The organism is Clostridium akagii DSM 12554 (assembly GCF_000686725.1).
GTDB lineage: Bacteria > Bacillota > Clostridia > Clostridiales > Clostridiaceae > Clostridium_I > Clostridium_I akagii.
In genome coordinates this window covers 198,737-211,593 of record NZ_JMLK01000007.1, presented here as the reverse complement: position 1 = coordinate 211,593, position 12,857 = coordinate 198,737, and the positions used below count along the sequence as shown (strand labels likewise).

At 32.8% G+C, this 12,857-nt stretch carries 12 protein-coding genes; all 12 read right to left on the bottom strand.

Translation table 11 applies throughout. The features are described 5' to 3' along the window. Nucleotides 1-89 precede the first annotated feature (89 nt). The 12 genes from BR66_RS0103245 to BR66_RS0103190 all read right to left on the bottom strand — a co-directional run bounded on the left by BR66_RS0103245 (nt 90) and on the right by BR66_RS0103190 (nt 12,824). Nucleotides 90-1,433 carry an MATE family efflux transporter gene (locus BR66_RS0103245; protein ID WP_026881609.1) on the bottom strand — a complete coding sequence of 448 codons (1,344 nt, stop codon included), beginning with the start codon at nt 1,431-1,433 and terminating at the stop codon, nt 90-92. Nucleotides 1,434-1,684: 251 nt separating this feature from the next. Then, a complete protein-coding gene (locus tag BR66_RS0103240) occupies nt 1,685-2,050 on the bottom strand; it encodes a P-II family nitrogen regulator (RefSeq protein WP_026881608.1) in 366 nt (121 codons plus the stop codon). Between the two features lie 28 nt (nt 2,051-2,078). Next, on the bottom strand, nt 2,079-3,311 hold the full coding sequence (locus BR66_RS0103235) for an ammonium transporter (protein ID WP_026881607.1): 1,233 nt from the start codon (nt 3,309-3,311) through the stop codon (nt 2,079-2,081). Nucleotides 3,312-3,634: 323 nt separating this feature from the next. Further along, nucleotides 3,635-5,224, bottom strand: coding sequence for an ammonium transporter (locus BR66_RS0103230; RefSeq protein WP_026881606.1), 1,590 nt, complete (start codon nt 5,222-5,224; stop codon nt 3,635-3,637). Next, on the bottom strand, nt 5,221-5,493 hold the full coding sequence (locus tag BR66_RS0103225; protein WP_242841102.1) for a hypothetical protein: 273 nt from the start codon (nt 5,491-5,493) through the stop codon (nt 5,221-5,223). The genes BR66_RS0103230 and BR66_RS0103225 overlap by 4 nt, the downstream gene beginning before the upstream one ends. A 22-nt stretch (nt 5,494-5,515) precedes the next feature. Beyond that, a complete protein-coding gene (locus BR66_RS0103220) occupies nt 5,516-5,854 on the bottom strand; it encodes a P-II family nitrogen regulator (protein WP_026881604.1) in 339 nt (112 codons plus the stop codon). A 319-nt stretch (nt 5,855-6,173) separates the two neighbouring features. Continuing rightward, nucleotides 6,174-7,280, bottom strand: a complete 1,107-nt coding sequence (locus BR66_RS0103215) for an ABC transporter permease (protein ID WP_026881603.1) — start codon at nt 7,278-7,280, stop codon at nt 6,174-6,176. Continuing rightward, the gene (locus tag BR66_RS0103210) at nt 7,277-8,413 is read right to left on the bottom strand and encodes an ABC transporter permease (RefSeq protein ID WP_026881602.1); all 1,137 of its coding nucleotides are present in this window, start codon (nt 8,411-8,413) and stop codon (nt 7,277-7,279) included. Before BR66_RS0103210 ends, BR66_RS0103215 begins: the two co-directional genes overlap by 4 nt. A 19-nt stretch (nt 8,414-8,432) precedes the next feature. Further along, nucleotides 8,433-9,365: an ABC transporter ATP-binding protein gene (locus BR66_RS0103205; RefSeq protein WP_026881601.1), complete on the bottom strand. Its 933-nt coding sequence runs from the start codon at nt 9,363-9,365 to the stop codon at nt 8,433-8,435. A 274-nt stretch (nt 9,366-9,639) separates the two neighbouring features. Beyond that, a complete protein-coding gene (locus tag BR66_RS0103200) occupies nt 9,640-11,061 on the bottom strand; it encodes a glycoside hydrolase family 1 protein (RefSeq protein ID WP_026881600.1) in 1,422 nt (473 codons plus the stop codon). A 55-nt stretch (nt 11,062-11,116) separates the two neighbouring features. Further along, complete coding sequence (locus BR66_RS0103195) at nt 11,117-11,740, bottom strand: response regulator (RefSeq protein ID WP_026881599.1); 624 nt, start codon at nt 11,738-11,740, stop codon at nt 11,117-11,119. Beyond that, a complete protein-coding gene (locus tag BR66_RS0103190; protein ID WP_026881598.1) occupies nt 11,721-12,824 on the bottom strand; it encodes a sensor histidine kinase in 1,104 nt (367 codons plus the stop codon). The genes BR66_RS0103195 and BR66_RS0103190 overlap by 20 nt, the downstream gene beginning before the upstream one ends. Nucleotides 12,825-12,857 lie beyond the last annotated feature (33 nt).

Here is a 12,857-nt window from a genome sequence, read left to right as displayed (position 1 = left end):
TCAAGTTTCAATCATTCATAATTGTTTCAAATAAAAAGGAATGTAAGTAGTTGTCCACTACTTGCATTCCTTTTTTATAATATAAAATTCTAATAAATATGCCTTTTATTATATCTTCCATGCCTCATGTAAATCATACACATCACAATTGATAAGGCGCTTGCTAAAGGCGATGCAAAACCAATTTGGTAAAGCGTTACCCCTGGCATTTTACTTAAGACATAAGGAACAGGAATACGAATAAGAAATGTAGCTATTGTGCTCTGGATCATAGGAAACATTGAATTGCCATAACCAACGAGAAATGAGTTTATACAAAATACAAAACAAACTAAAATACAATCAATACTGTATGATTTAAGATATAGTGAAGCTGTAACTATCACTGCTCTATCTGTTGAAAACAATGATATCAGTGATTTTGGATTCCATTGTGAATATATGCAAAATATTATGCCAAATATCAAAGAAAATCCAATCCCTGTGTACAAACTTTGTTTTGCCCTTTTAGGCTTTCCTGCACCAATATTTTGAGCTGTCATTACTGCAATTGCTGAAGCAAATGCAAATGGTGGAATCATAGAAAAAACAATTAATTTTTCTACAACACCTACTGATGCTGACGCGGTGAGTCCCATGGTATTAATAATTGCTGTAACTACTAGAAAAGCAATATTCACTAAACCATCCTGTAATGCTATTGGTAGTCCTAACTTAAGTATGATTTTTGCCTTAGCTGCTTGAAGTTTTATATGAGTACGATTAAACTCAAAGCAAAAACCTTTCTTTTTAAAAAATATAATTCCAAGTAAAAAGCTTACTGATTGAGCAGTTACAGTACTAATTGCTGCTCCAGTAGATCCCATATGAAAACCAGCAACTAAAATCAAATCTAGAGCGATATTAATTAGACAAGCTATTGCAATAAAAAATAATGGTGCTTTTGAATTACCTAAACCTCTTAGAATACCACTTACCGCATTGTAACCAATAATAAATGGAATACCACAAGAACTGATTAATATAAATTCTTTAGTATACTCAGTAGCCTGAACTGGGGTGCGCATTAAAGTTGTAATATTTCCAGTAAACACCACCATAACTACAGTTAAAATAACTGCCATTATAGCAAATATACAAATTACAGTTCCCATTGTGTCTGCAATATGTTTGTATTTTTTTTTCCCAAAATACTGGCCAATTAAAACGGTGGCCCCCGTGTTTATTCCAACAATAACTCCAGTTATTGTCTGCATAAACTGGCTTCCTGTAGCCACAGCCGAAACTTCTGCTGAACTAGAAAACTTACCAACAATTAATAAATCAGCCGCACCATAAAGTGCCTGAAGTAAATTGGCTACTAAAAAAGGCCCTGCGAATATTAATAATGTTTTTACAATATTCCCTTCTAATAAATTGTTCTGCTGCTCCATGGTATATAAACCTCCTAAACGCAAAAATGCTAGATAACACAATTGGCATTATCAAGCCATCTTATCCAGCATATAGCTATTTATATACCCTCCGATGAATAAGCTCACGATACTACATCTAATATATGTTGTCAATATAAAGGTTAGTCAATAAGTTTTAAAAGTGGAAGTGACAAGTTTCAAGTGGATTTGTCAAAAAACAAAAATAATTACACCCCAATGACAGTGTAATTATTTTTGTTGATTCTTTTTTATTTGTCTCTGTATTGAAGAGCAGCTTTTCCCTCGTCACCTGTACTTACGCGGATTACATTTTGAACTTCATATACAAAAATTTTCCCATCGCCAATATTACCAGTATGTAATACTTTTTTGGCTGCTTCCACAACCTCTTTAACTGGTATGTCGCTAACTACTATCTCAACTTTCACCTTTTGTAATAAATTCATCTCTACAGTATTTCCACGATAGTATTCCTTATGTCCTTTTTGCATTCCACAACCCAAGACATTTGAAACCGTCATTCCTGCAACTCCAATTTCATTCAGTGCATCCTTTAGATCATCAAATTTACTTGGAGAAGTAATAATATCTATCTTTGTAAGCTTTTCACTCATAATAAATCCTCCTCTCTTTATTTATATATTAGTTTAAACCACCATATGCATCTTCACCATGTGATGAAACATCTAGTCCAGCTTGTTCTTCCTCGTCACTAACTCTTAAACCAATAACCTTTTTAATTACTAATAATATTAGAAATGTAACTACTGCTGCATAAACTATTGTTGCACCAATACCTACTAATTGCTTACCAACTAATGCTATATTACCATGAATTAGGCCATTATCGCCAGCAGCATTTATGCCCTTCCAAGCAAATATACCAGTAGCAATTCCTCCCCAAATTCCGCCAATCCCATGACAACCAAAAGCATCAAGAGCATCATCATAACCTATTTTTGACTTTAAGAATGTAACAGATGAGAAACAAATTGCTCCTCCAATTAATCCTATTAATATAGATGCTAATGGACTAACAAAACCTGCACCTGGTGTTATTGCAACCAGTCCGGCTACTGCTCCACTGGCAACTCCTAAAGATGTTACTTTTTTTCTATGAATATATTCACATACTGCCCATGCAAGTGCTGATGCAGCTGCAGATGTATTTGTTGTAACAAAAGCATTTAGTGCTAAACTATTTATTCCAAGAGCACTACCTGCATTAAATCCGAACCATCCAAACCAAAGAAGTCCCGCTCCAAGCATGGTCATTGGTATATGATGTGGGGTTACCGTCTTTTTTCTCTTTCTCCCACCAAGCATTATTGCTGCCACCAATGCTGACACACCTGAACTTATATGAACAACGTCTCCACCTGCAAAATCCAATGCTCCTAAATTTCTTATCCAACCATTAACTCCCCATACCCAATGAGCTAGTGGATCATAAACTAGAGTAGTCCAAAGTACTAAGAATACTACAAAAGCCATAAATTTCATTCGTTCAGCAATTGCTCCTGAAATTAAGGCTGGAGTTATAATTGCAAACATCATTTGAAATAACATAAATGCTTGATGTGGTATTGTAGCTGCATAATCAGGATTTGGTGCAAAACCTACACCATTTAGCCCTGCAAATTGAAAATTACCTATAAGTCCACTGATATCCTTACCAAATGCTAAGGTATACCCAATTAGTATCCACTGCAATGATACTATTACTACTGCTACATAACTATGCATAGTTGTACTTAATACATTTTTCCTTCTAACCATTCCAGCATAAAACAATGCCAGCCCTGGAGTCATTAACATAACTAGTGCTGTTGCAAAAAGCACAAATGCCGTATCTCCTGTGTTTATTCCGTTCATAAAGAATTCCTCCTCTGTTTTTAGGTTTAAAATTATGATTAATAAATAAGTTCTTTTCTTTAATACTATAATCATATTGTTTTCTATTCTATAGTATTATTATCTGATTGTCAATAAAATTATTATTATTTTGATAACATTGCAGTTAAAAGCTTTGTTATTACACATGTTATATTCTTATACAAATTATCATTATGGTAAAATTTCTCCTTGCTATATCAAGTTCCCTCTATTAATTACCCAAGATTCAAAAAGATGGAACTCCATAAAATCTTCACTTTTATAGAGTTCCATCTTTTTTAAATTTCTATTTATATGTGAATTTATTTGCTATTAGTAGCCAATGCCTCCTCAATAGAAGTCTGTATATCTATATTATCAGGTTTCAATGCAAAATCAGGATATGCCAGCATCCCCATTTCAGGAAGATCAAGCCCTTGAAGTTCCGCCTCTCTTGATACTCTAATGCCTATAGTTTTATCTAGTATTTTAAAGAACAAATAAGATGTTCCAAATCCCCATATAATTAAGGTAATAACATCAATGAGTTGCGCTCCAAGTTGACCAAACCCACCTCCAAAAAACAATCCAATTACTCCGCCTGATACCCCATTAGTTCCAGCACCGTATGTTCCATCAGCAAATAGTCCAAGAGCTACTATTCCCCAAATACCATTTACTCCATGAACTGAAACTGCTCCAACAGGATCATCAATTTTAAATTTATTTTCAACTACCTTAACTGATACACATACTAATATTCCTGCTATTAGGCCTATAATAAATGCTGATATACCACTTACATATGCGCAGGGTGCAGTTATAGCAACGAGCCCTGCTAATGCTCCATTACATGTCATTGAAGGGTCGGGCTTGCCATATCTAAACCACATATAAAACATTGCTGCAAGTCCGCCAATTGCTCCTGCTATCATAGTATTTGTTGCAACAATAGCAATTCTAAAGTCTGTTCCATTCATAGTACTTCCTGCATTAAATGCGAACCAACCAAAGAAAAGTATTATTGTTCCTATAACTGCCATTGGTATATGATGCCCCGGAAACGCAACTGCTGTTCCATCTTTTCTAAACTTACCAATTCTAGGTCCTATTATTATTGCGCCAGCTAATGCCATCATTCCGCCCATTCCATGAACAACAGAAGATCCTGCAAAATCTAGCGCTCCATGGCCAAGTCCTGCCTTTACCCCAAGTTGTGATAACCAGCCACCACCCCATAACCAGTTACCGAATAGTGGATAATAAATCATAGATACGAAAAATGAACTTACTACTACTGCAGAATATTTAACCCGTTCTGCTAGACCTCCAGTTGGTATTGTACATGTGGTATCCATAAAAACCATTTGGAAGAAAAATAATGCATAAACACCTACATCATAAGTTCCGCCTGTTGTAAGGAAAAATCCTTTTGTTCCAAACAACCCAAGACCACCAATAGCAATTTCATGACTAAGAGTAGTTGTTCCTGTGCCCAAAGATGTCCAGCTTCCTACACCTCCAAATTGAAGTGCAAACCCAACCATAAAGTATCCTACTGCACCTACGAGAAAAACCATAAAATTCATACTCATAGTATGCATGGCATTTTTTGCTCTACAAAATCCTGTTTCAACCATAGCAAACCCTGCCTGAAAAAAGAATATTAGACACCCTGTAAGTAATACCCATACGTAATTTATCCCTAATTTATTTCTTCCAACTTGATCATAAACTTCCTGCTGCGTTGGTTTGCCACTTTCTTTTGCTGTTATGTCATAGGATGTGCCTATTTTAGTTCCACCAGGGTCACCTGCTTTTGATGTATCATCCGCAAAAGCCATCATTGAAAAAATATTAATAAATACTAAAATTAAAATTCCCACCATTGAAACTCTTGTTATTCGCCTCATTTACCTTTCCCCCTCTTTGTCTTTTTAAAGTTAGACCACGAAAATTTATTTTCTTGCTTGTTAACTTCCTTTTTTAAATTCAAAAGATTTATAAAATAACGAATTCCAAAATACAAAACTACAATCCCAAAAATAACACCAGAAATATTTGTATTCAAAACTTTTATACTTATCTTAAATAAAATGCTATATATTATAAAAAAAGCTCCAGACATTATTATAAGAATATTAAAAATCACGAGTACATAAATAGACACTGTTTTATTCACAATATCCCCCCTCGAGTTTTGACTAAATTGCTGTATCTCCTTTTTCTCCTGTTCTTATCCTAACTGCATTTTCTATGGCCGAAATGAATATCTTTCCATCCCCTACTTTTCCTGTTGCCACATGCTTAATTACTTCATCTACAATTTGGTCTACTAATGAGTCTGAAACAATCACGTCCACCTTTGTTTTGTTTATTAGACTTACCCTAACCTCAGTGCCTCTGTAAAATTCAGTACTACCTTTTTGATTACCACAACCCATAACGTTAGATACTGTCATACCTTTGATGCCTAAATCATTTAGCAGCTTTTTTAATACTTCAAATTTTTCTTGCCTGGTGATTATTGTGATTTTTTTCATATTTTACACCCCTTTATAATGTTATAGTTTACATATATTGTTATTTATGTATATATAATATCACATATTAATAATATATCAACAGCTTATTTGTTAAATTTTTATATTTTTTTCATATTTTATATCTTTTTAATAATTGTATTATTATGTAAATATATTTAAGAAAACAAAAAATCTTATATGGAAATCAAGTTTTATTTACAAGTTTAAAGTTCCATATCATTACTTTAAGCCAAAATAGAGATGCATTCAGATTTGTGTAAACAAATCTGAATGCATCTCCTTTCATTAGTTTTTAAGTTTTCTACAAAAATCTACCTTAACTTTTGACTGTCTTAGTACTACTTATAATAAAGAAAACAACTGCAAATAGCATTATAACTCCAAGTTCCTGTGAAACATTTATTAATGATCCTCCACTCAAAATTTTGTCTGATGCCTTCATTGCCCAAGTAGAAGGAACAAAATTTGATATATTTTGAAGTGTGCTTCCCATTACAGCTCTTGGCCAGAAACATCCTCCAAGCATTGCTATAGGTGTGCTTATTAGTGCAACCAGTGCATTGGCTTGTTTTAAAGTCTTGGATCTATTGCATATTGCAACCCCCAGTGCCACACAGGCAATACCAAACACAGAAAATACTACAAACAGATTGATTAAAGATGGTCCTAAATCACTGTGGAACACATATTTCATTACTAATAGGACTCCTGCGGTTTGTATTAAATTTACAACTATAAAACTTAATACACATTGAACCATATAGTTTCCGGATTTTATTCCGCTAGCAAATATCCTATTGTATGTCCCTGATTTTTTATCCTTTAAAATCAGTGTGGTTACCGTAGTGCTGAGATATATCATGCTCATTACTAAAAAGCCTAAAGAACTTGATGAAGTCTGTAATTTTTCACTTTCTCCGTTAGTATAGCTAACCTTTGACGCAAAATCCCCTTTCTCATAATCCTTTATTCCCTGATAAAATTTATTACTATCTCCATTTGATGCTACTGATATATTTATAGCAGCATTTGTAAAACTATCTACTAAATATTTTATGGAGGAATCATTGCTCATTCCTTTGATACCATACATTTGAATTTTACCTGAGCCTGTATTTTTTAATATACTATCAGTAAAACCCTTGGGGATTACGACTGCCGTGTCAATGGTTTTATCAATAATAGCGTTCTTAATTTCATCCTGTTTCATTTCATGAATTGTGCCTTTTGCCTTTAATGTTTCTTTTAACATTGAAGTTAGTTTGGTATTGTCATTATTCACAAATCCTATATCAAAACCAGTATTTGCAGAACTGTACAGACTTCCTATAATTGCAGTGAATGCAATAGGAATTACAAACATAACTATTAGATTTGTTTTTTTTCTAAATATCCTCTTTAAATTATTAAAAAATATTGTCATGATATCTTCCTCCTTGCAGCAATCGCAGCTATTACAAAAGCACTTATGGCAATTATAAACATTGTTATTATAGATTGATTTGCAACAGAAGGTGAACCACCGTAAATTGTATTAAATAATGCTGTGTGTGCCAATTGGTTTGGCACGTAATTAATAAGTGGAATATTGCCCATGGAAATCTTTACATACCCTCCAGATATAAATGTAAATATCGGCACAATTATATTTAAAATTCCCGATGCTTTATCCGAATCTCCCATAATAGAGGCAAACATAACTCCAATTGCTGTAGACAGTACAGACAAAGCAAAAATAGTTGCAGCTATAATAAATGGATGACTCCCCCAATTTACCCCATAAACATATTTAGTAAATAAGATCAGAACCAAAGCTTGAAGTATTAGTGTAAATACAGCTCCAAGCATTACTCCAAGTAGATGCTGAAAAGCTCCTGTGGATGTCGTTTTTATCCGTTTACCAATATTGTTAAAGAACATGTCATCCAGTTCAATGCACCCATAAGTAGCCCCATACATAAGTGTCATTACAAGCATAGTTACTGCATAATAATCTATAGCTCTAGGACTAGTGCCTTCTATATTTAAATAGTTTTCATTAATATTGTCCTTTGTTTTATACTGAGTCATTTTATGAGCTATTTTCGAAGCAGTCATAGTAGTATTTGCTCCGTTATTATAACTATCAATTATGCTCTCCACAATACTATTCCTAACGGTATTGCTTTTACTTTCATAGATATTGATTTTTCCTTTTTTATCTTTGCTTATATTATTAGAATAATCTTTATCAATATATATAAGTGCTGAGGCTTTTCCGTCATTAACAAGTTTAGTACCTTCTTTATAGTTATTTGCTTTTTTTACATCCAGTATAGACTCAATCTCTTTGTCTTTAAGAAAATTATCAAAATTCTTTGATATGTCTTTATTATCGTTATTTAAATAATATACAGTTGTTTTCCCTAAGCTTTTTTCAGAGAATGTATCTATACTTTTAAGAGCATTTCCTAAAATTAGTATCAAAACTATGGGCAATAATAATGTGGTAATAAGCGCTTTCCTATCACGTAAATTTCTTTGAATTACACTGAATGCTATATAAAATACTTTCAATTTTATAACCTCCTTAATATTAATCCCTTAATTTTCTTCCAGTCAGTGTTAAAAATACCCTTTCAAGTGTTGGTTTTTCAACAACAATGGCGATGATTTTACTCTTGAATTCAGCTGCCTTACCAGTAATAGCACTTATATTTTCACTGTTTTTTTCCGACACCACTATTATTGTATTTCCATTCACTTCACAAGTTTTAACTCCCTTTATATCCTTTATTGCTTTAATTAAAACATCCTCAACATGTGATAATTCTAGTTCCACCCGTTCTTCGTTTAGGATTAATTCTTTTAATTCCTCTATAGTTCCCGTGGCAATTTCTTTGCCATGATCAATAATGGTTATCCTTGTACACAGTTGCTCTATTTCCTCCATGTAATGGGATGTATATATTATTGTAGACCCTTGCTCATTTAGTTTTTTAACTGACTCCAGAATATGATTTCTTGATTGGGGATCAATGCCAACAGTAGGTTCATCCATGATAATTAATTTGGGTCTATGAACTATTGCACAAGCTATATTAAGTCTTCTTTTCATTCCACCTGAATACTGAGATGGCTTATCCTTTTTTCTATCCCATAATCCAGTAAAATCTAAGGCTTCCTTAACTCTTTCCTTTAAAGGTGCTCCTTTTAAACCATTTAATCTTCCAAAAAAAGCCACGTTTTCATAGGCTGAAAGCTCATCAAACACTGCAATATCCTGTGGAACAACGCCTATGTCTTTTTTTATTTCCATTTCATGTTGCTTAAACTTTTTACCAAATATCATAATCTCACCGGCATCTACTTTTGTTAAACCACATATAGCGTTTATAGTTGTGGATTTTCCTGCCCCATTAGGTCCTAGAAGTCCATAAATTTCCCCTGCTTCAACTTTCAAATTCAAATTATCCACTGCAACAAAATCTTTATACTTTTTCTGAAGATCTTTGATTTCTAATAACATAATAATTCCTCCTATAGATTCGATATAAGTAGAGTTTTTTACCCACCTTTGTGCTTGTTTTTCTTCTTTATATTTATATAATACAAAAATTGCACTTAATGAGATAGTTACTATTAACACATATATTTATGACAATTGTCATTTTAATCGTCACTGACTCTGAAAATGAATAAAATAGGGATGCAAGTAGATTTGTTTATACAAAGATCCACTTACATCCCTAAAATATTTTAATTTTTAACTTGCCACTTGAAACTTGTCGCTTGCTTGTCCCTTACAGCTGGTTCCCGTTGCTCTTTATTACGTCCTTATACCAATAAAAGCTTTTTTTCTTAATTCTCCTTAAATCTTTTAAATCAAATTCATCTCTATTAACATATACAAAACCGTAGCGTTTACTACAACCTTCATGTGTACTAACAAGATCTATAGCAGACCATGGACAGTATCCAAAAAACTTTACACCATCATTTATTGCAAGTTTTCCTTGTTCAATATGTTTTCGAAGAAAATCAATACGATAATCATCATTAACTATATCCCCATCTTCCAATTTATCAAACGCACCTAATCCATTTTCTGTGACTATTAAAGGTAAATCATATCTTTCATTTAATTCACGCAAGGTATTTCTAAAACCAACAGGGTCTATTTCCCACCCGAATTCATTTTTTTCTAAATTAGGGTTTGTTATTCCCTTAACTACTCCAAGTTCCTCAAAAGAAGCTTGTTGGTCAACATTAACAACAACTTTAGATTTATCATTGGTTTTATCTCTTATGCTTTCAGCTACTGTAGCGGATGCATAATAGTTAAATGCAATAAAATCCGGATGAGCATCTTTTAATATATCCATATCTCCCTCTTCAATAACTGGAGTACAACCTTTTTCCTCCATATAACTCCATGCTATACTGTTATATCTTCCAAATACAGCCGCGTCTAAATATAACCAATTTCTTATGGACGAAAAGTTAGAAGCTGCAAGTGCATCTTCAGGTTTTGAAGTTGCAGGATAAACACAACTGATATTGGGTGCTGGTCCTATTTTAGCTTTAGGACACATATTGTGACAAAGCTTCATAGCTTTAGCCTGGGCAAGTAACATATGGTGATTTTGCTGATATGCTTTTTTACCTGGATTTTCTCCATTATCTCCAGTGATTCCTAAAACCGATCCATGTAAAATCATCATGTTTTGTTCGTTAATTGTAAGCCAGTAGTTTATTTTATCTCCAAATCTCTCGAACAAAATTTTAGCATAATTCTCGAAGTCATCAATAGTTTCCCTTCTTGACCACCCACCTTTTTTTTCAATTTCTACAGGTAAATCAAAGTGGTACATTGTAACAATGGGTTCTATACCATAGGATAGCAATTCATCTATTAAATTATCATAAAATTTTATTCCCTTTTCATTGATTTCACCAATGCCATTTGGTAATATTCTTGTCCATGCAATGGAAAATCTAAATGCTTTAAAACCCATCTCTGAAAATAGTTTAATATCTTCTTTATAATTATGATAAAAGTCGCTAGTAACTTTAAAATCAGTAGTTCCTTCAGGGTGTTTTGATACATCCTGTACAGATAAACCTTTCCCATCTTCATTGAAAGCGCCTTCCACTTGATACGCTGATGTTGATGCTCCCCATAAAAAATCTTTTGGAAACCCCTTTATTTGGTTATGATACATTTTATCACCCTCCATAAATTTATTTTTTTCTACACTTATGCACAAATCTTAGTTGTTAAAAACTTTTTAAATAAAATATTGCAAGCTGTGTCCTATCACGAAGTTCAAGTTTTTCTAAAAGATTGGTAATATAATTTCTTATGGTTCCCTCCCCTAAATAAAGCTTGGATGAAATCTCCTTATTTGATAATCCTTCACCAATAAGTCTTAAGATGTCCATTTCCCTTCCAGTTAGTTTAAAATCCTCCGGTGTCTTTTTATTTTCATTTTTAAGATGCGATGATATAGTTTCAGCCACATTTTTTTCAAATACCATATTTCCCTTAGCAACAGCCTTCAAACTATCAATTATACTATCTGAAGTTTGATTCTTTAGTATATAACCCTGGGCTCCATTTTTAAGTGCCTCTTTTATATATTCATCGTCCTTAAATGTAGTAAGTATAACTACCTTTATTTCATTAAAACTTGTTTTAATGAGTTTAGTTCCAAGCACTCCATCCATAATGGGCATTCTTACATCCATAAGTACAATGTCAGGATTAAGTTCTGCACATAAATCATATGCATCTTGACCATTAGATGCCGTGCCGACTACCTCTATGGCCTCGTCTAGTCCAAGTAATATACTTAAGCTTTCTCTTATTAATGCATCATCATCAACTATTAGCAGTTTCAAATATCTTTCCCCCTTCCCTATCACTTGGAATAACACATACAATTAAAAATCCATCTTCTCCACTAATGGATATGCTTCCACCTACATTTTTTATTCTTTCCTTCATCCCACTTATTCCAAGTCCTTCTTTAAATTTATTACATCCAACACCGTTATCCTTTATAAATAACCTGATATATTTTTCGTTAATATCCATCCTAATCTCCATTTTAGTTGCCCTAGAATATTTCGCAGCATTTGTAAGTGATTCCTTTATATTTGTTGCAATCAGCTCCATATGTGCTGGAGAAACTATATTAATATCACCACTATGCTTAAAATTAACCTTGCAGAACTTAAAATCGTCAATAACCCTAGTAACATATTCTATGCCAAGATTTTCTTTTGGTTTTATATTATGTACTGTATCCCTAACCACCTTTAGAGAATCAGACAATCCATTAATGCTTTTTGTTAGCATTTCCTTTGCCTTTTCATCATCTTTTCCATAGAGTTTTTCAGCAACCTGCAGCTCCATAAATATACCTGCTAAACTGTGTCCAATATTATCATGAATGTTTCTAGCTATTCTATTTCTTTCCTTAATTTCTGCAATATGAACTGCTTCTCTTGATGAATTTAACAGTTGCATTTTAGTGATTTCCAGTTCATAACGGAGTCTTCTTTCGCTATCAATTGTGTCCCTATATGATTTTTCTTTGATTTTAATTTGCCTAAGTAAATATGCAACAATATAGGCTATGGAATAAAACACCAACAAACTCACCATATTGTTTGTATTAAAGTATATTGTAGCAATAACTACAATCCCTGTTTCTATGTACATGGCTGCATAAACTAAATCAAATATAACTATTGAATACAATGGTATGAATATATTATTCGTATAAACAGACAATGTAATGATTATAAATTCAACTATGACTATATATATTGAATCATTAAATTTTTCCTTTACAATGCATATAGCCGTAGCAAGTAAAAAGATTATAATCACTTTATAATCTAACCATGCCATAATCTTAAATTGACTTAATACAAATCCGAAAAAGATGATTTTAAAAATATAATTAACTTTTTTCATAGTATACCTCGATGAGTTTAGTATTTAGACATA

Coding starts and splice junctions, on each gene's coding strand:
- BR66_RS0103245 (WP_026881609.1), bottom strand. CDS start 1,433: ATGGAGCAGCAGAACAATTTATTAGAAGGGAATATTGTAAAAACATTA.
- BR66_RS0103240 (WP_026881608.1), bottom strand. CDS start 2,050: ATGAGTGAAAAGCTTACAAAGATAGATATTATTACTTCTCCAAGTAAA.
- BR66_RS0103235 (WP_026881607.1), bottom strand. CDS start 3,311: ATGAACGGAATAAACACAGGAGATACGGCATTTGTGCTTTTTGCAACA.
- BR66_RS0103230 (WP_026881606.1), bottom strand. CDS start 5,224: ATGAGGCGAATAACAAGAGTTTCAATGGTGGGAATTTTAATTTTAGTA.
- BR66_RS0103220 (WP_026881604.1), bottom strand. CDS start 5,854: ATGAAAAAAATCACAATAATCACCAGGCAAGAAAAATTTGAAGTATTA.
- BR66_RS0103215 (WP_026881603.1), bottom strand. CDS start 7,280: ATGACAATATTTTTTAATAATTTAAAGAGGATATTTAGAAAAAAAACA.
- BR66_RS0103205 (WP_026881601.1), bottom strand. CDS start 9,365: ATGTTATTAGAAATCAAAGATCTTCAGAAAAAGTATAAAGATTTTGTT.
- BR66_RS0103200 (WP_026881600.1), bottom strand. CDS start 11,061: ATGTATCATAACCAAATAAAGGGGTTTCCAAAAGATTTTTTATGGGGA.
- BR66_RS0103190 (WP_026881598.1), bottom strand. CDS start 12,824: ATGAAAAAAGTTAATTATATTTTTAAAATCATCTTTTTCGGATTTGTA.